The sequence below is a fragment of the Neisseria weixii genome, from assembly GCF_002327085.1.
In the GTDB taxonomy this organism is placed as follows: domain Bacteria; phylum Pseudomonadota; class Gammaproteobacteria; order Burkholderiales; family Neisseriaceae; genus Neisseria; species Neisseria weixii.
In genome coordinates this window covers 1343611-1364194 of sequence record NZ_CP023429.1, presented here as the reverse complement: position 1 = coordinate 1364194, position 20584 = coordinate 1343611, and the positions used below count along the sequence as shown (strand labels likewise).

At 50.0% G+C, this 20584-nt stretch carries 17 protein-coding genes and 4 pseudogenes; 6 read left to right on the top strand and 15 right to left on the bottom strand.

The features are described 5' to 3' along the window. Positions 1 to 40 precede the first annotated feature (40 nt). The 4 genes and pseudogenes from rpoE to CGZ65_RS06930 all read left to right on the top strand — a co-directional run bounded on the left by rpoE (position 41) and on the right by CGZ65_RS06930 (position 2959). Complete coding sequence (gene rpoE / locus CGZ65_RS06945) at positions 41 to 640, top strand: RNA polymerase sigma factor RpoE (RefSeq protein WP_096295333.1); 600 nt, start codon at positions 41 to 43, stop codon at positions 638 to 640. 5 nt (positions 641 to 645) lie between these two features. Beyond that, positions 646 to 1236 carry a sigma-E factor negative regulatory protein gene (locus CGZ65_RS06940; RefSeq protein WP_096295332.1) on the top strand — a complete coding sequence of 197 codons (591 nt, stop codon included), beginning with the start codon at positions 646 to 648 and terminating at the stop codon, positions 1234 to 1236. A gap of 85 nt (positions 1237 to 1321) precedes the next feature. Further along, a complete protein-coding gene (locus CGZ65_RS06935; RefSeq protein ID WP_096296124.1) occupies positions 1322 to 2107 on the top strand; it encodes a TrmH family RNA methyltransferase in 786 nt (261 codons plus the stop codon). 190 nt (positions 2108 to 2297) lie between these two features. Beyond that, positions 2298 to 2959 (top strand): annotated as a pseudogene (locus CGZ65_RS06930) (UPF0149 family protein). A 65-nt stretch (positions 2960 to 3024) separates the two neighbouring features. On the opposite strand, the pseudogene CGZ65_RS06925 reads toward CGZ65_RS06930, so the two are convergent. The 5 genes and pseudogenes from CGZ65_RS06925 to CGZ65_RS06900 all read right to left on the bottom strand — a co-directional run bounded on the left by CGZ65_RS06925 (position 3025) and on the right by CGZ65_RS06900 (position 7669). Further along, positions 3025 to 3511: pseudogene (locus tag CGZ65_RS06925) on the bottom strand (DUF456 domain-containing protein). A gap of 145 nt (positions 3512 to 3656) precedes the next feature. Continuing rightward, a pseudogene (ttcA, locus tag CGZ65_RS06920) lies at positions 3657 to 4621 on the bottom strand (tRNA 2-thiocytidine(32) synthetase TtcA). 111 nt (positions 4622 to 4732) lie between these two features. Further along, complete coding sequence (locus tag CGZ65_RS06915; protein WP_096295331.1) at positions 4733 to 5401, bottom strand: alpha/beta hydrolase; 669 nt, start codon at positions 5399 to 5401, stop codon at positions 4733 to 4735. A 48-nt stretch (positions 5402 to 5449) separates the two neighbouring features. Beyond that, a complete protein-coding gene (gene lgt, locus CGZ65_RS06910) occupies positions 5450 to 6313 on the bottom strand; it encodes a prolipoprotein diacylglyceryl transferase (RefSeq protein WP_096295330.1) in 864 nt (287 codons plus the stop codon). A 225-nt stretch (positions 6314 to 6538) separates the two neighbouring features. Further along, on the bottom strand, positions 6539 to 7669 hold the full coding sequence (locus tag CGZ65_RS06900) for a M14 family metallopeptidase (protein WP_096295329.1): 1131 nt from the start codon (positions 7667 to 7669) through the stop codon (positions 6539 to 6541). Positions 7670 to 7820: 151 nt separating this feature from the next. Between CGZ65_RS06900 and argB the strand changes: the two genes are divergently transcribed. Next, complete coding sequence (gene argB, locus CGZ65_RS06895) at positions 7821 to 8714, top strand: acetylglutamate kinase (protein ID WP_096295328.1); 894 nt, start codon at positions 7821 to 7823, stop codon at positions 8712 to 8714. A 323-nt stretch (positions 8715 to 9037) separates the two neighbouring features. Here argB and cydX read toward each other — a convergent pair whose 3' ends face one another. The 9 genes from cydX to guaB all read right to left on the bottom strand — a co-directional run bounded on the left by cydX (position 9038) and on the right by guaB (position 18947). Then, entirely contained in the window at positions 9038 to 9163 is a 126-nt protein-coding gene (gene cydX, locus CGZ65_RS06890) for a cytochrome bd-I oxidase subunit CydX (protein WP_096295327.1), read from the bottom strand. Positions 9164 to 9219: 56 nt separating this feature from the next. Beyond that, positions 9220 to 10377 (bottom strand): cytochrome d ubiquinol oxidase subunit II, encoded by a 1158-nt coding sequence (gene cydB, locus CGZ65_RS06885; RefSeq protein ID WP_096295326.1) that lies wholly within the window; start codon positions 10375 to 10377, stop codon positions 9220 to 9222. Between the two features lie 10 nt (positions 10378 to 10387). Further along, entirely contained in the window at positions 10388 to 11929 is a 1542-nt protein-coding gene (locus CGZ65_RS06880; RefSeq protein ID WP_096295325.1) for a cytochrome ubiquinol oxidase subunit I, read from the bottom strand. Between the two features lie 108 nt (positions 11930 to 12037). Beyond that, positions 12038 to 13693, bottom strand: a complete 1656-nt coding sequence (locus tag CGZ65_RS06875) for an amino acid ABC transporter ATP-binding/permease protein (protein WP_096295324.1) — start codon at positions 13691 to 13693, stop codon at positions 12038 to 12040. Further along, positions 13680 to 13886: a hypothetical protein gene (locus tag CGZ65_RS15130; protein WP_415906979.1), complete on the bottom strand. Its 207-nt coding sequence runs from the start codon at positions 13884 to 13886 to the stop codon at positions 13680 to 13682. The genes CGZ65_RS06875 and CGZ65_RS15130 overlap by 14 nt, the downstream gene beginning before the upstream one ends. Continuing rightward, the gene (cydD, locus tag CGZ65_RS06870) at positions 13787 to 15376 is read right to left on the bottom strand and encodes a thiol reductant ABC exporter subunit CydD (protein WP_096295323.1); all 1590 of its coding nucleotides are present in this window, start codon (positions 15374 to 15376) and stop codon (positions 13787 to 13789) included. Before cydD ends, CGZ65_RS15130 begins: the two co-directional genes overlap by 100 nt. Before the next feature lie 240 nt (positions 15377 to 15616). Further along, positions 15617 to 15895 (bottom strand): cell division protein FtsB, encoded by a 279-nt coding sequence (gene ftsB, locus CGZ65_RS06865; RefSeq protein ID WP_096295322.1) that lies wholly within the window; start codon positions 15893 to 15895, stop codon positions 15617 to 15619. 18 nt (positions 15896 to 15913) lie between these two features. Further along, the gene (gene eno, locus CGZ65_RS06860; RefSeq protein WP_096296123.1) at positions 15914 to 17200 is read right to left on the bottom strand and encodes a phosphopyruvate hydratase; all 1287 of its coding nucleotides are present in this window, start codon (positions 17198 to 17200) and stop codon (positions 15914 to 15916) included. Between the two features lie 283 nt (positions 17201 to 17483). Next, positions 17484 to 18947: an IMP dehydrogenase gene (gene guaB / locus CGZ65_RS06855; protein ID WP_096295321.1), complete on the bottom strand. Its 1464-nt coding sequence runs from the start codon at positions 18945 to 18947 to the stop codon at positions 17484 to 17486. 226 nt (positions 18948 to 19173) lie between these two features. Between guaB and CGZ65_RS06850 the strand changes: the two genes are divergently transcribed. Then, positions 19174 to 19617 carry a DUF4124 domain-containing protein gene (locus tag CGZ65_RS06850; RefSeq protein WP_096295320.1) on the top strand — a complete coding sequence of 148 codons (444 nt, stop codon included), beginning with the start codon at positions 19174 to 19176 and terminating at the stop codon, positions 19615 to 19617. A gap of 169 nt (positions 19618 to 19786) precedes the next feature. Here the strand turns inward: CGZ65_RS06850 and CGZ65_RS15350 are convergent. Then, positions 19787 to 20035 (bottom strand): annotated as a pseudogene (locus tag CGZ65_RS15350) (transposase family protein); the annotation flags it as partial. Positions 20036 to 20584 lie beyond the last annotated feature (549 nt).

The window sequence follows — 20584 nt, the reverse complement described above, 5'->3', positions numbered from 1 at the left end:
ATTTTATGACTTATAATGTAGTTACATAAAAGGTTAAATAATGAATGATCGCCAGATCGATCAAATGCTGGTAGAGCGCGCACAAAAAGGCGAACAAAAGGCGTTTGAGATGTTGATGAGCAAATATCAACGCCGATTAATCAGATTGATTTCACGTTTCGTTAAAGATGAGCATGAAGTAAACGATGTAGCGCAGGAAGCCATGATTCGGGCCTATCGCGCCTTACCGAATTTTCGTGGCGAAAGCGCGTTTTATACATGGTTGTACCGCATCAGCATCAACGCAGCAAAGAATTTTTTAGCCACTTCAGGAAAGCGGCCGTTCATTAGTGCAGAAGCCGCAAACGAAGAAGGTGACATTTTTGATTTAGCAGATCAGATTGCGGATTACCACACGCCGGAAGCTGAGATGATGAATCGCGAAATTTTACAAACCGTCGAGGAAGCCATTTCGAAGCTGCCCGATGATTTACGGAAAGCCATTTCATTACGCGAAATGGAAGGGCTGTCTTACGAGGAAATTGCTCAGATAATGAGGTGTCCGATAGGGACTGTGCGTTCACGGATTTTCAGGGCGCGCGAAGTCATTGCAAAAGACTTAAGGCCGTTATTGGATACCACTGAAAACCAAAGGTGGTAAGGAAAATGACAACAATAAACAATAAAGATAAATATGAATATGTTTCCATTGCAATGGACAACGAAGATTTATCTGACGAAATGTTGGATAAATTGTTAGCCGATGATGAAGCCGGCCAGAAATGGTATGAATATCATCTCATCAGCGATTGTATGAAACAGCAAGCAGTGGGGCGCAATGCTGATTTCATGCAAAGCGAAGTGTTTACAGCCGCTTTGGCTGAAATCAGCCGCGAGCACCAGGCCAATTATGCGGCCAATGCTTCAAATCTGACAAGCAAACAGTCAAAAGCAAGCAATCACGCATTTAAAGGCTTTGCCGCAGCCGCCAGCTTGGCAGCTGTGGCAGTATCGGTGTGGCAATTCTGGCCGCAAGCGGATACGCAGCAAATGACGCCTGTAGCGGTTGAGAAGCAGCAACAGCAGGTTGATCAAAATATTGTGCCTGTACGCGCCGTTGCTGAAAATAAAGCTGCTTCGGATGTGGTCGTGCCGAATGCTGCGGAGCAGTTATCAATACAGAAGCAGCAAAATACGGCAGTTCGTGTTGAAAGCCAAGCAGTCATCAACACCCCGCCAAAAGAAATTGTGCAATAACTCAAAAAGCCTTTACGTCATGTAAAGGCTTTTTTATTTTCAGACGGCCACACCATGCCGTCTGAAAGCAGCTATAATGCACGGCATGAAATTGATTACTTCTACTCAAAACGAGCAACTCAAGCATTTGGCCAAGCTGCTTTTCCAATCCAAAACGCGCCGGCAATGCGGACAAACTGTATTGGAAGGCGTGCATCTGCTGCAAAGCTATCTTGAAGCAGACGGTAAACCCGTGCAGGTTTATCTGCCTGAGTCCAAAGCCAATCATCACGAAACCCGCCGCTTAGTCGAAGCGGTTCCGGTCAATTTGATAACATGGGTCAGCAATGAAGCCTTATCCAAAATCACCGGCCTGACCGATTCCGATGATGTGATGACCTTGATTGATATTCCGCACCAACAAACATGGCCGAAACAAGGCGATTGCGTGGTGTTGGAATGTGTACAAGATCCCGGCAATGTCGGCACCATCATCCGCAGCGCCGCTGCTTGTACTATACCGCATTTGATACTCAGCCAGGGCAGCGCAGACGTATGGTCGCCGAAAGTATTGCGTGCCGCAATGGGCGCACATTTTTTACTGAACATCCACAGCCGTGTGCCGATGATGCAATGGCTGGCCGAATATCAAGATACGGTGTGGGCAACCGCCTTGAGTGAGCACAACAATTTTAATCTTTACGACATGAATCTGCGCCAACCGGCTGCTTGGGTGTTCGGCAACGAAGGCAGCGGCGTGAGTGCGGAAGTGTTGGAAAAAGTGAGCGCCAGCGTCAAAATTCCCATGCTGGGGCAAACTGAATCACTGAATGTTGCTATGGCGGCCACCGTTTGCCTGTTTGAGCAGATGCGCCAAAGAATGATTACTTAACGGTTTTAAGGCCGATACCTTTGCAAAACGCCGGATTTGAGTGCAGTTTAAAGTTAGAGTAGCGCAGAAAGCTCAGACATATCATAAAGATAGACAAGCTTTCGAATAGCACATAACGAAGAAATTCACCACAGATGGCGATTGTGCAAAGTTTTCAGGCCGTCTGAAAATATTGGGAAGGAACCAATCCATGCAAGCAAGCACTTTTGACGAAGCCTCACGCAACCGCCTGATTGGGTTGCTCGATGCCAAATCCTTAGAACACAACACGATGCGCTGCGACGAAGTACAGGGCTTTATGATGGCCTTGTTAAGCGGCCCTGATGCATTAAATCCGAATGACTGGCTGCCGGAAGTGTTGGGCGACGAATCATTGTTTGAGGCCAAAGAGCGCACCGAAGTCGAGCGTTTGGTATTGGCTTTGGCGATGGACATGCGCAGCCAATTGGCAGATAAAAAACTGCCCGATTTGTGGTTGTATGAAGATGAGGCGGGCAATCCGATTTTTACACTTGGTGTAATGCCTATCTTTATGCATTAGACGTGGTGCCGACCGATTGGTTTGAAGCGGTCAACCAAGAAGAATTCGAAGATTTGTTCTACCCGGTTATGGCCTTGGGCGGCATTTATGATGAAGAAGAAAACGGCGAAGTGATTCTGCATTTGACTGATAAAGAATTGACCGAGCTGGAGTCTGATCTGCCGCATGTGCTGCTGGATATCTACAGCTACTGGCAAGCCGTTATCAACAAACCGCAAACCGTGCGCCGCGAAAGCGGCAAAATCGGCCGCAACGATCCTTGCTCTTGCGGCAGCGGTCAAAAATACAAAGCCTGTTGCGGTAAAAACTGATTGATTTTTGAATAGCAAAGGCCGTCTGAAATATTTCAGACGGCCTTTGGCTCATGAAAAATACCTCAAAAAAGGCTGACAATCCATACGGTAAGCAAGGTCAGGATAACCGCCAATGCGCAGCCGACTTTGGCGGCTGTGCCGATGATGAAACCGATAAAGCTGCCGATACTGACTTTACCCGCCTGCCACATGTCTTTTCGGGTTAGAAATTCGCCAATGCCTGCACCCAATAATGGGCCGAACAATAAGCCCGGCAACCCTAAGAATGCACCGGCCACACCGCCGATAAATGCCCCCCAAATGGCTAATTTACTGGCACCGGTATATTTCGCCCCAGCATCCCCGCCACATAATCCATCGCCGTACCGATGACGGTGATAATGCCTAAAAATACCAAAGTGATGGTACCGAAAATTTGATAATCGTTGACATGCGCCAGCAGCCACGCGCCGCCGAACATTAAACCCAAGCCCGGAATGGCGGGTAAATCGTGCCGAGCAGGCCGACGAGAATCAGGATTAAAGATAGGGTGATTAAAGCAGCAGTCATGCGTGTTCCTTAAGGATAAGTGTGTATTGTGTTCAGACGGCCTATTGTAGGGCAAAGCCTTGCATTGCGGGTTAATGCTTTGCAAAAATATCAAAATCCGGGCAAATACCGCCCGGATTTTGAATTTGGCTTTTCAGACGGCCTCTCAAGCGCCGCAGTTTTTCGGTTTGCCGGCCAAGATATTAATCACTTTGCGGCTGGGTTTTTCCACAGCGATTTTGACTTCGCTGCCGTCTTCATCATCGGGGCCGTCTGAAACAAAACGTTCGGGTACGGTTTCGCTGTCAAATGCCAAATCGCCGCCGTGTTTCAGGCTTTGACCACGTTCCAAACCGGCAAAGTCGAATAATTCAGGGTCGGCCAAATGCGACGGCACCACGTTTTGCAGCGCGGCAAACATCGATTCAATGCGGCCGGGAAAGCGTTTGTCCAATCGCGCAGCATATCGCCGATGACTTGGCGTTGCAGATTCGGCTGCGAGCCGCATAAATTACACGGAATAATCGGGAACTGCTTCAATTCGGCGTATTTAATCAGGTCTTTTTCCTTTACATACGCCAAAGGACGAATGACGATATGCTCGCCGTTGTCGCTGACCAATTTAGGCGGCATGGCTTTGAGTTTGCCGCCGTAAAACATATTCAGGAACATGGTGGCCAAAATATCGTCGCGATGGTGGCCGAGCGCAATTTTGGTACAACCCAATTCTTTTGCCGTGCGATACAGAATGCCGCGGCGCAAGCGGCTGCACAGCGAGCAAGTGGTCTTGCCTTCTTCCAATACGCGCTTTACGGTGGAATAAGTGTCTTCTTCGACAATTTTATAATCGACACCAATGCTTTGCAGATACTCGGGCAGCACATGTTCGGGAAAGCCGGGTTGCTTTTGGTCGAGATTGACCGCCACCAAATCAAATTCAATCGGCGCACTGGCTTGCAGTTGGCGCAAAATATCCAACAGCGCATAGCTGTCTTTGCCGCCCGACAAGCAGACCATAATTTTGTCGCCCGGCTCAATCATATTGAAGTCGTTAATTGCTGCGCCGACTGCGTGGCGTAAGCGTTTGTTGAGTTTGTTGTTTTCTAATTCTTGTTTGGTTTTTTTGGACATGATTTTGTGGGGAAATAATGGAGACATTCAAGCGCGTATTTTACCTGAAACTGCGCTGCCATGTTTTATTGATTCATATGCAAGGTCTGATGCCGTCTGAATAATCCGTGCCTATTCATTCAACAAATACGCAACCGCTTTGGCCATACGCTGTGGCACTTGCTCGAAATGGCCGCCGTTGTTGAGTTCAAAAGTGGTTTCGATACCTTGCTGCTGCCAGCTGGCCTGCGTAGCACGTATGGCATCTTCCACAATGCTCATGCGCGGATTTTTGGTATTTTTTTCTTTGTCGCCGACTGAGAAATAGGCTTTTTTCGGCAGTGTGTACAAGTTGCGCTGGGTCACAAATTCCGTCCAGCCATCAAGCCACAACGAGCCGGAAACCGAAGCAATGCGGCTGAATGGTGTAGCGTAATAAGCGGAATAGGCAGCAAACAAGCCGCCTAAGGAGTAGCCGGTTAAGGCTGTCCATTGCGGTTGCAAGGAGAATGATTTCGTGACTTCAGGCAAAACCGTATCAATCAGCCAGCGCAAATATTCGTCTGCGCCACCGCTGAAGTCAGGTACTTTTTTAAACGCAGCAGGTGCCTGCCACGGCGTGAAGGCATGTTCCCAATTGGGTTCGTCGATTGAAACCAAAGTGGCTTTGTTTTCAATCAAGGCGGCTAAACCGTCGGATTCTTCCGGGCTTAAAAAGGTTAGGAATAGCGGTGTATCTGCCCGGTTGCTTAAATAAACAGAAACTGTTTTATTGTTGGGATTAAGAAGTTGTTTGTTCATGAAATGCCTTGAATAAAATGCCGTCTGAATGTTTCAGACGGCCTCTCATTAATTTATAGAATTCACAGCGTTTTTCTTGCCGAAATACACAAAGCCAACCGCACCCAACACAATCATCGGCACGCTCAGCCATTGTCCCATCGACAAGCCCAACGTCAGCAAGCCCAAATAATCGTCTGGCTGGCGGGCAAATTCGGCAATGAAACGGAAGAAGCCGTAACCGCCTAAAAACAAAGACGCCACTTGTCCGGTAGGGCGCGGCTTTTTGGAAAACACCCACACCAAGATAAACAGGCAAATGCCTTCCAGCGCGAATTGGTAAAGCTGCGAAGGATGGCGCGGCAACATGCCGAATTGGTTGAGCCATTCTGCCCATTGCGGATTGTGCGCCGCGGCTTCCAAGTCTTCGTAACGGGCTTGCGGGAAGCCCATCGCCCAGAAAGCGATCGGGTCGGTGATGCGTCCCCACAGCTCGCCGTTGATGAAGTTGCCGATGCGGCCGGAAGCCAAGCCCAGCGGAACCAGTGGCGCCACAAAATCCATGGTTTTCCACACGCTGATGTTGTGTTTGCGGCTGAAGAGCCACATCGCCACGACCACGCCCAAGAAGCCGCCGTGGAACGACATCCCGCCTTCCCACACTTTGAACATGCTGATCGGGTCGGCCAGATAGTCGGACAATTTGTAAAACAAAATATAGCCCAAGCGGCCGCCGAGAATCACACCCAAAATACCCCAAGTGAGAAAATCATCCAGCATTTCTTTGGTAAACAAGGTGTTGCCTTGCGCGATGCGGCGGCGGCCCAGCCAGATGAACAGCACAAAGCCGACAATATAGCTTAAGGCATACCAGCGGATGGCCAACGGGCCTATGCTGATGAGTACAGGGTCAAACTGGGGGTGAATAATCATGGGGAATCCTTAAATGGCAGATAAAGGCTGAGACCTTTGCAAAATCTCCATCTTTGACACATTTCTTCATTATGCGCTGCTCGAAAGCTTGCCTATCTTTTTGATATGTCTGCGCTTTTTGCGCTGCTCTCACTCCGAACTGTACTCAAATCCGGGGTTTTGCAAAGGTCTCAGGCCGTCTGAAAAATGTCTCGCTTTCAGACGGCCTTTTAATCATTAAAATACTTAGCGCAAATCGCCCGATACATTCCAAATCGCCGACACCATCGCTTCGCCCAAACGCAGCGAGCGTTGGCCGTTCCAGCCGAAATCGTCGTCGGGCAGGTTGTTGTTGTCTTTAAACGGCATTTCCAGTGTGTAGGCCAAGCATTTGAATTGCTCGCCGACCCATGACGTGGCCATGCTCAAATTGGCTTGGCCGGCTTCGTCTTTCGGATAGCCGATTTCGTCTTGGAAATCAGGGCTGGCCGCCAGCAGGGCTTGTTTGAACCGGGCTTCCAAAGCGGCAATGCGCTCGTTATAGCTCGGCACGCCTTCGGTACCCGCCACAAAGACAAACGGCAAACCCTCGTCGCCGTGAATATCAAGGAACAAATCCACACCGGTTTCGCGCATTTTTTCGCGCACCACGTATACTTCCGGGCTGCGTTCCATGCTTGGGTTTTGCCATTCGCGGTTCAGATTGGCACCGGCGGCATTGGTGCGCAGGTTGCCCAACACCGAGCCGTCGGGGTTCATGTTCGGCACAATGTAAAACGTGGCGCGGTCGAGCAGGGCGCGGGCGGTCGGGTCTTGCGGGTCGAGGAGGCGGCCTAAGAAGCCTTCGACAAACCATTCCGCCATGGTTTCACCCGGGTGCTGGCGCGCAATAATCCAGACTTTCAAATCGCTTTCCACTTGGTTGCCGATGGTGAGCAAATTGATGTCGCGGTCTTGCACGGTGCTGCCCAAATCATCGATTTGACACAAGCCGCTGCCTTGCGCATCGCCCAGCAGGTTCAAATGCTGCTCGTGCGAATAAGGCTCGAAATAGGCGTAATAAACGCTGTTCGACAAAGGCGTGTGGTTGATGGTCAGCACACCGTTTTGGTAATCAGTCGGCACGCGGAACCAATTTTGGCGGTCATAAGACGCACAGGCTTGGTATTCTTCCCAGCCGTCGGGATAAGCCGCTTGAGCCGCATTGTCGAAATGCATCACACAATTTTGATAGGCCGCACCTTGCAGACGGAAATAAAACCATTGCGCAAAATCGGCGGCATTGTCGGGGCGCAGCGACAGGCGGATATTGCCCGGGTGGCTCAAATCGTTCACAATCACCGAGCCGGCATCAAATTGGGTGCTGATTTTCATCATGGGGATTCCTGTGTGGAATAGAAGTTTAATAGCTCGTTATTCTAAAACATTTCAGACAAATCATAAATCCTTTTACGTTTCGGCTTGTTTCAGACGGCCTTTGGTATTAATATTCCAAAACTAAAATTGTTAACAATTAAAGAGTAGATTCATGAGTGATGTGAAACATATTTCGGCAGCCGACAAAGCCGCGATTTTATCCGAAGCCCTGCCGTATATCCGCCGCTTTTCCGGCTCGACCATTGTGATTAAATACGGCGGCAACGCCATGACCGAGCCGGCTTTGAAAGAAGGCTTTGCCCGCGACATCGTGTTGCTGAAATTGGTCGGTATCAATCCTGTGATTGTTCACGGTGGCGGGCCGCAGATTAACGACATGCTTGAGCGCGTCGGCAAAGAAGGTGTGTTCGTGCAAGGCATGCGCGTGACCGACGGCGAAACCATGGACATCGTCGAAATGGTGTTGGGCGGCCATGTCAACAAAGAAATCGTGTCGATGATCAATACCCACGGCGGAAAAGCCGTCGGTGTGACCGGTCGCGACGGCCATTTTATCAAAGCCAAAAAACTGCTCATCAACACCCCTGAAAACCCGGGCGTGGACATCGGCCAAGTCGGTGAAGTGGAAAGCATCGACACCACACTGATTCAAGGCTTGATCGACAACGGCCAAGTCCCTGTGGTTGCCCCGATTGGCGTGGGCAAACGCGGTGAAGCGTTCAACATCAATGCCGATTTGGTGGCGGGTAAATTAGCGGAAGAACTCAACGCTGAAAAATTGTTGATGATGACCAACATCACCGGCGTGCTTGATAAAGAAGGCAACCTTTTAACTAACCTGACCCCGAGCCGCATTGACGAATTGATTGCCGACGGTACGCTTTACGGCGGTATGCTGCCGAAAATCAGCTCGGCGGTAGAAGCTGCGGTCAACGGCGTGAAAGCCACCCACATCATCGATGGCCGTGTGCCAAACGCGTTATTGCTGGAAATCTTTACCGATTCCGGTATCGGCTCAATGATTTTGGGTGCAGACAAAGTGTAAGGAAATTAATAAAATCAAGGCCGTCTGAAATATTTCAGACAGCTTGGGAGCTTTGCAAAACCTTCCTTAAAACTCATATAAAGTAACTACAGTTACTAAGTAGCCTAATACTTCCCAACCTCCCTAAAATCCTCTAAATTCGGCTTATGGGATTTAGAGGATTTTAGGGTGTTTGGGAAATTCAAACTGTGGTTATTTTGTATCGGGTTTAAGGGGGTAAGGGGTTCGGCCTTATTATTAAGAGACAAAGAAAATGCCGTCTGAAGCAATATTCTGTTTCAGGCGGCATTTTGTTATTTTAATTTATGTCGACGAATCCGTTTTCAGACGGCCTCATCTTCTTTGGCAAAGAGCTTGTCGCGGTCTTGCTCAAATTCGCCCCACATCGCATTCATGATGGCGAGCAACACGGCAAAACCCAAACCTAAAATCCATGCAAAATACCACATTGTCGGTTCCTTTCTTTTTTCAGACGGCCTCAAACCAATAGGCCGTCTGAATCGTGTTAATACGCGCCGTGATCGTTTTCCCGGATGTCTTCCACCGTAACTTTACCGCTCATTACCTTATACGCCCACGAGGTGTAGGCCAAGATAATCGGCATCATAATCGCAGTAGAAAACAGCATCACCACCAAGGTCAGATGACTGGAAGTGGCATCCCACACGGTCAAACTCGAACGAAAATCGCTGCTGCTCGGCATGATAAATGGAAACAGGGACACACCGAATGTGCCAATCACACCAATTACGCCCAAGGCCGAGAAGAAAAACGCCGCGCCCATTTTATCCATGCGCGCCAATAATGTGCCGATGATGAATCCGGCGTAGGTAATCAGCGGCACCAGCATAGTCAGCGGATATTGCTGATAGTTGTTGAGCCAAGCGCCGGTTTGCCGGGTTACTTCTTTGCCCAAAGGGTTGGGCAGCGTATCCGGGCTGAGCGTGCCGGCAGTGACGACATAGCCGTCTAAGCCCGTAGCCACCCACCAGCCCCCGATACTGAACAACACCAGCGTGGCGATTAAAGCAGGCAGCAATACTTTGCGCGTGCGCTGATAGACTACGCCTTCGGTTTTGTTCATCAGGAAAATCGCGCCGTGTAACACCAGCATCGCTACCGACACCAAGCCGCACAATAAGGCAAACGGGTTCAGCAATGCCCAAAACGAGCCGGTGTAAAACGAGCGCATGGTGTCGTCAAAGTGAAACGGCACGCCCTGAATCACGTTGCCCAAAGCCACGCCGAACAACAAAGCCGGAACAAACGAGCCGACAAACAAGCCCCAGTCCCACGTTTTGCGCCATGTCGGTTTTTTTACCAAGCTGCGGTATTTGAAGCCGACCGGCCGGAAAAACATCGCCCACAATACCGCCAGCATCGCCCAGTAGAAACCGGAAAACGCAGTGGCGTAAATAATCGGCCATGCGGCAAAAATCGCGCCGGCACCGGTAATCAGCCAAGTTTGGTTGCCTTCCCATGTGGCGCCGATGGTGTTGATCACCACGCGGCGTTCTTCGTCGGTTTTGGCCACAAACGGCAGCAACGTGCAGATGCCCATGTCGTGTCCGTCCATCACGGCAAAACCGGCAATCAGAAAACCAATTAGCAGCCACCAAACAAATTTCAGGCTGGCGTAATCAAAGAAATTGACAATATCCATTCTCTGTCTCCTAATGCGCTTCGTTGTCGTAGCGGCCTGTGCCGAGCGAACCCGGCCCTTGGCTGATGTATTTGCGCATCAAATACACTTCTACCACCAGCAATACGGTGTAAAACGCGATAAAGCCCGCCAGCGAACCATACAATGATGTCACCGATAATGAAGAAGCGGACAAATGCGTCGGTAATACGCCGTAAATCGTCCACGGTTGGCGGCCGTATTCGGCCAGCAGCCAGCCTGCTTCAATCGCAATCCACGGCAGCGGCAACGAAACCACCGCCAGGCGCAACAGCCATTTTTTGTGGGCGAAGGTGTTTTTCACCGAATGCCAGAAACTTAAGCCGAACACCAGCAGCATTACCACACCGCTGAACACCATCACGCGGAAGCTCCAAAACAGCGGCGCCACTTTCGGAATGGTCTCACGCGCCGCACGGTCTTTCATTTCCGGCGTGGCGGCGGCCACATCGTCGGTGTATTGTTTCAACAGCAAACCGAAGCCGAGATTGTCTTGGTGCCGCTCAAACACATCACGAGCGGCGGCATCATCGCGGTTTTGGCGCAGCATGTCCAAAGCGGTCACGGCTTGCTGCCCCGATTCGATGCGTTGGCGGTTTTCTGCCACGATGTCTTTAATACCCGGAATTTCCTTATCCGGCGAACGCGTGCCAATGATGCCCATCACATAAGGAATGTGCACGGCAAAATCGTTTTTCATCTCTTTTTCGTTAGGAATGGCAATCAGGTTAAACGAAGCCGGTGCAGGCTCGGTTTCCCACATAGCTTCCAACGCCGCCATTTTGGTTTTCTGGGCATGGCCGATGCTGTAGCCCGATTCGTCGCCCAATACGATAACCGACAAAATTGACGCCATACCGAAGGCCGCCGCGATGCGGAAGCTTTTCTTGGCAAACTCAATGTCTTTCTTACGCAGCAGATACCAGCCCGATACCGACAGCACAAACATCGATCCGGTGACATAACCTGCCGATACGGTGTGCACGAATTTGTTTTGTGCTTCCGGATTGAAAAACACATCGGCAAAGCTGGTCATCTCCATACGCATGGTTTCCAGATTGAACACCGCGCCGACGGGATTTTGCATCCAACCATTGGCCACCAGAATCCACAAAGCAGAAAGATTGGTGCCCAGCGCCATAAACATGGTCACCAGCAAATGCTGGCGGCGGGTCATGCGATTCCAGCCGAAGAAAAACAGCCCGACCAAAGTTGCTTCCATAAAGAAAGCCGTTAAGCCTTCCAAAGCCAGCGGCGCGCCGAAAATATCGCCGACATAATGCGAATAATACGACCAGTTGGTGCCGAACTGAAATTCCATGGTAATGCCGGTGGTCACGCCTAGGGCAAAGTTAATACCGAACAACTTGCCCCAAAACTGGGTCATGTCACGGTAAATCACCTTGCCCGTCATCACATAAACGGCTTCCATAATCACCAAAATCCACGATAAGCCCAGCGTGAGCGGCACGAAGAGAAAGTGATACAGCACCGTAACGGCAAACTGGAGTCGCGAGAGCTCAATCACATCCATACGAAATACTCCTTTAAGTATGCGGTGTTAATCATAAGAAAATGTGTAGGTAACGTATTCATTATTTATCTGTTTTTCTCGTTTTGGTTTCAGACGGCCTTATCATATTTAAAGCCGTCTGAACAATGATTCGCTGTTTATATCTAAAATGTAATAACCCGAATCCTTGGGCAAATGATGGCTGGCGGCAATCAAAAAGCCATCAGCTTGGGCTTCACGCAACATCTGCCAAATCTGCCCGCGCGCGGTTTCATCTAATCCGGCAAACGGCTCGTCCAACAGCAAAACAGGCTTCGGCCGCAACAGTAAGCGCGCCAAGGCAACTCGTCTGGCCTGCCCACCTGATACTGCCGCGCCGTATTCGTTCAAAGACGTTTGCAAACCCTGCGGCTGCGCCCTTGCCCAATCGGCTAGCGCCACTTGATCCAACACGCGCCACAAGTCGTCATCATGAATGGTGTCGTCGCCCAAGCGCAGGTTATCGGCTAAGCTCATGTCGAAAATATCGATTTGCTGTGCCAAATAATTCACCGTCGCAAAATCGTATGACTGCCCACTCATGTTCAGACGGCCTGATTGCGCCGGCAGCTCTCCGGCCAACACGTCCAATAATGTCGATTTACCGCAACCGGATTTACCGCGGATAATCAGCGCTTCGCCTTTTACCAGCGTAAAGGAAACATTCTCCGCACCATTCAGTGCGCCTGTGTATCGGGCGTAAATATTCTCGACATTAATATGGTCAATATCATTCAAGGCCGTCTGAAGATCATGGCCGGGCGTGTTCAAAACCGTTTCAGACGGCCCGGTTAATTCATTCAAACGGTCGCGGGCGGCAGCGGCAAAACCATAAGCCATAAATTGCGCCGTTAAAGGCGACAACACTTCATTCAACCCGAACACCGCCAACACCATCGCCAACAATACGGGCACGCCCAAATCCTGCGTTTGTAATAAAGGCAAGGCCTGCCAAATCATCAGGCCGATTACCGCCGCCAATAAACACTGCTGTAACCAACCATACAATGAAGCCCAAGCTTGCTGGCGGCGCTTCAATTGGCCGTATGCTTCATCGGCGGCGACAAACTCACGGCGGCAATCTGACCAACGCCGCCACAGCAGCAGGGATGTCAGCATTTGTAAAGGGCCGAGCAGCAAAGTGCGGCGGATTTCGGCCTGGTCGGCATCATCCCGCGCCAATTGTTTGCCGTGAACGGCAGCCCAGGCAGGTAACACGATTCCGGCCAGCAATAAAGGTAAAGCAACTGAAACCGACAAACCCGGTGACACCAAAACCAGCCACAATAAAAAGGCTGTCTGAAGCAACAAAGCCCACAGCCACGGCATAAAAAAACGCAGCGGCAGATTATCGAGCAAATCAACGTCGCCCGTCAGCCGGTGCATGATTTGTGACGAAACGTTCGTTTTATTCCAAGCTTGCGTCAGGTTTGCAAACAGGCGGATACGCAAATCCCGCAAGAGCGACAACACCGCATTGTGCGAAGCCAAACGCTCGCCGTAGCGGCCGGCCGTGCGGATAATCGCCAAAGCGCGGATAATGGCGCCGGGGCGGAAATAGTCAAACGTATAAGCCGTGGCCATCGCGGCCAAACCCGCCGCCGCTGCCGCACTGATGAACCAGCCGGATACCGCTAGCAAAGCCACCGCAGCCAATAGGGTTACTGCGCCCAAAGCCCATGCTGCCAGCCATTTTTCAGCTTGCGGCCGCCACAGTTCACGCAGACGGAGTTTATGCTTTTCCATGCCGCACCCCCAAAATCACCGTTTTATCCAACCAGTCGATTTCCTGCCAATCATGGCTCACCAATAGCACTGTTTTACCGCGGCTAAGTGTGTCTAACAATGTGTGAATCTCCGCAGCGGTTTGTGCATCCAAATGGGCGCAAGGCTCGTCCAATAGCCACAAACCGCAATCGTGCAGCAATAATTGGGCCAGAGAAAGCCGCTGCCGCTGCCCGCCGACAAACCGCGTCCGCGCTCGCCCAAAAGCGTATCCAAGCCTTGCGGCAATCGGTCAACCACTTCCCACAAGCCGACCTGCCTTAAAACATACTGCATCTCGTGTTCATCGGCATCAGCTTTGGCCAAGCGCAAGTTATGGCGGATACTGCCGCGCATCAGCGTGGCCGATTGTGCCAGATAAGCGGTTTGCTGCCTTAGTGGGGAAATATGTTCCCTATGGTTTTCACCATTTATCAGAATTTCACCCTGATAGTCAGCAAAACCAAGTAAAGCTTGCAGCAGACTCGATTTACCGATACCGCTTTCGCCACCTATACCGATACGTGCTGAAGACGGAATGTGCAGTGAAAACTCGGCCAAGCGTTGCCGTTCTCCATCGGTAATACTGACGTTGTTTAACAAAATTTCCGGCGCATGATGGGCAGTGATCTCATTCAATAGGCCGTCTGAAAAATCGTTTGGCTTCGCCTGTGCCAATAAAGGTTGCAAGGCTTCCGCGGCAGCTTGCGCCTGCGCTTTGGCATGGTAATCGCTGCCCAGTTGGCGCAATGGCAGATAAAATTCCGGTGCCAACAATAAAATAAACAGCGCGCTTTCATACGGCACCGGCACCACACCCTGCGCCCACGGTAACACACCGATCAGCCCCAAGCCGAGATATACCGCCACCAGCGCAATCGCCAGCGAAGCAAACAATTCCAATACTGCGCCCGATAGAAATGCCAAGGCCAGCACACCCATGGTTTTGCGCTGGTAACGCGAAGTCGATTGCGCCACCTGCTTTTGCGCCCAATCCGTCGCACTCAACCGCCTGAGCGTCGGCATGCCGCGTACCAAATCTAAAAAACGCCCGCCTAATTTCGCCAATACGTCTAGCTGTTCGCGGTTTTTATCGGCAGCCATGCTGCCGACCAAAATCATAAACAGCGGTACCAGCGGCGCGGTCAGCAGCAAAAGTACGGCTGCCAGTTTACTGTGAAAAAACACCGCCGCCACAATGGCCAGCGGCGTAATGACCGCCACCAGACTTTGCACATAAAAGCGGCTGATGTAGCCATCAAGCGCATCGACCTGTTCTAAAAGCAGCGTGCTCAATGCGCCGTCGTTGCCATAGCGATGCCGTGCAGGGCCTAGATTTGCCAAGGTATCTAATAGCTTTGCCCGCACGCTGTTGCGTGCTTCCAAGCTGATGTTTTGCAGCAGCCGCTCTTTAGCTAAATTCAATAGCGGCCGCAGCAGCAAACAGACCGACAGCCACGGCAAAATATGCATCAATACGTCGCGATTAACCGCCGCACTGGCTGTCACGGCATTCAGCCAATCGGCAAACAAGTGCGCCAACAATGCGCTTTGCACAATCAACAATGCGACCGATACACACGCCAAAACCAACGGCAGCCACAAGCGGCGGCGGTAAGGTAAAAGCAGACTACGCAGCAGATTGTCGGAACGCATTCGCGGCATAGAAATTCCTGAGATGAAAACAAACGGCCATCTATCACTAAAGTTTAGCTAAGGATAAGCCAAAAGGCTTACGGCATTATATGCCTTATTTGATTTATATCAAACCAAGTAAACTGTAAAAGCATTGAGAAAACGATATGATATTAATAGAAAATATTTATTTGTTTTATAAATGAATTATGCAAAAAGATAAAGGCCGTCTGAATATACAGACGGCCTTTAATTTAAGAAATGAATTTCTTAACGGCTGCGTTCGATAAAACGGTAATAAGTTTCACCGTCTTGCACATAGCCTAATTCCACGCGGGCAATCTCGGAAATGGCTTCTTGGCCGTTGGCCAAATCATCCACTTCCGCCGCTAAAAAATTATTGCGCAAAATGAGCGTTTGGTTTTTTTCTTCCTGCACCGCAAGCTGTTCCTTCAACTCATCCGAGTGCCCCCAGCTGCCCTTGCCGAACCACAGGCTATACTGAAACCACACCAGTGCGATGGATAAAACGATGGTCACCCACTTCATGCAACATATTTCCTATTCTTATTTACCCAATTGGTAGAAGGCGGCTTTGCCCGGGTAGTAAGCGGCTTCGGCCAATTCTTCCTCGATACGCAGCAATTGGTTGTATTTCGCCATGCGGTCAGAGCGGCTCAATGAACCGGTTTTGATTTGCATGCAGTTGGTCGCCACGGCCAAGTCGGCGATGGTGCTGTCCTCGGTTTCACCCGAGCGGTGGCTCATCACGCTGGCATAACGGTTGCGTTTCGCCAAATCAACGGCTTGCAAGGTTTCGCTCAAGGTGCCGATTTGGTTCACTTTCACCAACAATGCATTAGCGACACCTTTTTCAATGCCTTCGGCCAAGATTTTCGGGTTGGTCACGAACAAATCGTCGCCGACCAATTGTACTTTGCCGCCTAATTTCTCGGTCAGCAGTTTCCAGCCGTCCCAGTCGTTTTCATCCATACCGTCTTCGATAGAGATGATTGGGTATTTGGCTACCAAGTCAGCCAAGTAGTTGGCAAATTCTTCGCTGCTGTAGGCTTTGCCTTCAGCTTCCAAGTGGTACTGGCCGTCTTTGTAGAATTCGCTTGATGCGCAATCCAAGGCAAACAATACATCGTCACCGGCCTTGTAACCTGCGGCTTCGGTGGCTTCCACCATCAATTGCAATGCTTCTTCATGGCTGTTCAGGTTAGGCGCGAAACCGCCTTCGTCACCTACGGTAGTCGGGAAGCCTTTGCTGTCGCACAATTTTTTCAGTGCGTGGAAAATTTCCGCACCGCAACGCAGGGCTTCACGGAATGATTTCGCACCCACCGGCATAATCATGAATTCTTGGATATTCAAGCTGTTGTTAGCGTGTTCGCCACCGTTGATGACGTTCATCATCGGCACAGGCAAAGCCATCGGACCGGCGCCGCCCAAGTAGCGGTACAGCGGCAAGCCTGAATCTTCGGCCGCCGCACGGGCAGCCGCCATAGACACAGCCAAAGTCGCATTCGCACCCAAACGGCCTTTGTTGTCGGTGCCGTCTAATTCCAACATGATTTGGTCGATGTAAGATTGCTCGTTGGCATCCACACCAATCAGGGCTTGGGCGATTTCATTATTGACATGTTCAACTGCAGTCAACACACCTTTGCCCAAGTAGCGGCTTTTATCGCCGTCGCGCAATTCCAGCGCTTCTTTTTGGCCGGTTGACGCACCGCTTGGTACAGCGGCACGCCCCATTACGCCTGATTCCAACAACACATCACACTCAACGGTAGGATTACCGCGTGAGTCCAAAATTTCGCGGGCAAAAATATCAACAATTGCGCTCATGAACATTCTCCAAATCAAATAAAGGGAAGGGAAAAATCGGCTTTTGAAAAGCTGCCGGTGTTTTCATACGGCACCATAAAAGGCCGTATGAATCGAGCAGCAGCTTTTCATCAATCTTTTCACATCGGTTTAATCATTTTATGAAACCGACTCAATCAAACCGCTGTAGTTTAACAGTTTTTCAGACGGCCTGATAGCCGGAAAAGGCAGATATTGTGCAAAAGGCCGTCTGAAAAGCATTATAAAGCAAACTTTTCAAACGGCCTTGATTCAGATTAATAAATTAACGATGATAATTCGGCGCTTCTTTGGTAATTTGCACATCGTGAACGTGTGATTCGCTCATGCCGGCGGAAGTGATTTCCACAAATTCGGCTTTTTCGTGCATTTCATTAATGCTGGCGCAACCCAAATAGCCCATACTCGAGCGCAAACCACCCATCAATTGATGAATGATGTTCACAATCGGGCCTTTGTAAGGTACACGGCCTTCAATGCCTTCCGGTACGTATTTGTCGGTGCTGTCGGTTTTGTCTTGGAAATAGCGGTCGGCTGAACCTTGGCTCATCGCACCCAGCGAACCCATGCCACGGTAAGATTTATACGAACGACCTTGGTAAAGTTCGATTTCGCCCGGTGCTTCTTCGGTACCGGCAAACATCCCGCCCAGCATCACGCTGTACGCCCCTGCGGCTAAAGCTTTGGAAATATCGCCTGAGAAGCGGATGCCACCGTCGGCAATCAACGGCACGCCGGTGCTTTTCAGGGCTTCGGCAACATTGTGAACGGCAGTTAATTGCGGCACACCGACACCGGCCACAATACGCGTAGTACAAATTGAGCCGGGGCCGATACCTACTTTCACCGCGTCCGCACCGGCGGCCACCAAATCTAAAGCAGCTTGGGCAGTGGCAATATTGCCGCCGATTACCTGCACTTGCGGATAGTTTTCTTTCACCCAGCGCACACGCTCAATCACGCCCTGACTGTGACCGTGGGCAGTATCGACCACAATCACGTCTGCACCGGCTTCTACCAAGGCTTTCACACGCGCTTCAGTATCACCGCCGGTACCCACCGCCGCACCGACGCGCAGACGGCCTTCGGAATCTTTGTTGGCATTCGGAAATTCAGTGTTTTTCAGAATATCTTTAACCGTAATCAAGCCTTTGAGCTCGTCTTGCTTGTTCAGCACCAACACACGCTCGACTTTATGCTGATGCATCAATTCACGCGCGTCTTCAATGCTTGTGCCTTCAGATACGGTCACCAAACGTTCGCGCGGAGTCATAATGGCCGATACCGGCAAATCCAAACGCTCTTCAAAACGCAAATCACGGTTGGTCACGATACCGACCACTTTGCCGTTTTCCACCACCGGCAAGCCTGACATTTTGCGTTTGCGTTCGGCACGTTGCTTCAGCAAATCGCCAATCAATACATCCGACGCTACAGTAACCGGATCTTTTACAATGCCGCTTTCATGGCGCTTCACTTTCGACACCGCACGCGCTTGCAGCTCAGACGTCATGTTTTTATGAATAATACCGATACCGCCTTCCTGCGCCATCGAAATAGCCAGCTTGGCTTCGGTTACGGTATCCATCGCAGCGGAAAGTAAAGGAATATTGAGCGTGATTTCGCGGGTGAGTTTGGTTTGAAGTTTGACGTCGCGCGGCAGCACGGTTGAGTGTGCAGGAACCAATAAAACGTCGTCAAAAGTATAGGCTTTTTCTACGATACGCATGATGCTCAGGCTTTCAGTTTGTGCAAGATGCACGGCATTATAACATGTAAAGAATCGACTTAACAGAATCGCTTGCTCATTTGCGCTAATTTTTTACAATTTCAACAACCCGCCGCACAAGAAGCATATACATACTAAATTTTTCTCTGATTTTTATGACATTCTCTTTAAAAACCAAGTAAAATATCGAAAACAACACAAATACTCTTTTTACTCGGAAAACCCTATGAAAACGACTCTAACATACACCCTGCTGACCGTTTGTTTCTCTCTTACCGCCGCTGCCGTTTCAGCCAACAGCGTCTACACATGGCGCAATACCAACGGCACCACCACTTATTCCGATGTGCCACACCGCCTGCAACCGGCGCGCAGCAATACCATGAATGTGCGCACGCACACGATTTATCAGCCGGTAAAAGCCCCTGCCGCTGCACCAAGCGAAGGCTCGATTGCTGAGCAGCAAAATCAGCTCAATCAACGAATTACCGAAGCCAATAAACAGATTGAGGCGCAGAATCAAAAAATTGCCGAAGACAACCAGGCCATGAAAGACGACAACTGCAAAGCCGCCCGCCTTAACCGCGATTATGCCGAATCTGCGCGCGCCAACAACCGAGAGGCATTGAAGCAGCGTTACGATGCCGACATCAGCAAATATTGCAACTAATTGCGTAATCCATAATAAAAAGGCCGTTTGAAATTTCAGACGGCCTGAGAGCTTTGCAAAACCTTAACCAAAATCAAGAAAGCTTACTTAGCTAAAGTAAGCTTTTTTATTATCCCAAACGACACATGGTTGCCTGTAATTCCCTCCTTAGGGGCCTGTTTCCACTCTTTCAGGCGGCAGACACACAAAGCCTGTTGGCAGCTTTCAGCAGGTTTGATACCCATCACCTTCAAATAACTTTGTAACGGTCAATAAGCCAAAATAAACAGCATGGTGACAGCGGAATTGACAGTGTAACGTACCAAAACTCTGTTCCACCACATAGCGCGTTTTTGACATGTGCTTATTTTTTTGCGCTCTCTTCTTCTGTTAACGGACGACCACGGTGTGCCTTACGCATAATGCCGTCTGAAAGCCTTTTTCGTTGTAGTAATATTCGATTGGCTTTGCCGCCATAACCTTTGCCGGCGTAAATCTTGGTTCCTTCGGCCATGTCTTGCGGCAACGGTTCAAAGTAATTGCACTCATGTTCAAGTGTGGTCGGGAATATGGAGCTCGTCAAACCACAGAAGATGAAAGTCAATGCGGGTAATGAGACTGTGTTCGGGATCGGATAGGCCGAGACCTTTGCAAAACCTCATAAACTATCAATAAACAACCAAACAGCTGTCATTCCCCGCAGGCGGGAATCCATCTTAAAATTTCAGCAACTTATTTTATTCAACAGTTTGCCATGTTCAAAAATGGATTCCCGCGCAGGCGGGAATGACGTCGATTCTTTGTGCAGTGGCTTTTCAAGGAGTTTTGCAAAGGTCTCAGGCTGTGTCATTAGCCGGGTAAAACGGCTTTAAACATGGGCAGTAATGAATAGGCGGGACGGCCGCCGTTATGACGGGTATAAAGGCCTTTTTGCTGTTTGAGATAATCAGCAATGCAAACCGGTCAATATGTTTGGTAATGATGGTTT